1 protein-coding gene is annotated in these 390 nt (G+C 61.8%); it reads right to left on the bottom strand.

What is annotated here, in order from left to right; genetic code table 11:
* Positions 1-322 (bottom strand): transposase (locus tag AB4Y34_RS42060; RefSeq protein ID WP_368719333.1); only part of this gene is annotated, 322 nt, incomplete at its 3' end.
* Positions 323-390: the final 68 nt, after the last annotated feature.

Genomic DNA, 390 nt, shown 5'->3' with positions numbered 1-390 from the left:
GTACGCTCTTGCGATGTGGCTCGACAGGCTGTAGAGCGAGCGACGCCGGTTCTGCGGTCTCGCTGGTCGGTGCATCAGGTAGCGCTACGGGCAGCAACACCGTTGTGCTGTGCGCCATCCCTTCAAACAGGCCCGCCCGCAGTTGCCGGCGCCACTTGAACACCGTATTCGGATTCAGTCCGTGCGCCTGCGCGAGCTTGGCCACCGAAATACCCGGCTCGCACGCCGCGACGGCAACTTGCCGTCGGTACTCTGGTGTGTAATTCGGTCGGCCCTTGCGGTTCGATGATCGCGCATTCCGTGTGTCCAAAGTAGTCCCCATCACTTGAAGTAACGGGCATCACTTTGGACACCGGCTTCAGCTCTGTCCATGCGGCCACGGAATGACGC

Source organism: Paraburkholderia sp. BR10954 (assembly GCF_040965775.1).
Lineage (GTDB): Bacteria > Pseudomonadota > Gammaproteobacteria > Burkholderiales > Burkholderiaceae > Paraburkholderia > Paraburkholderia youngii.
This window is presented reverse-complemented; position numbering and strand designations above follow the sequence as displayed.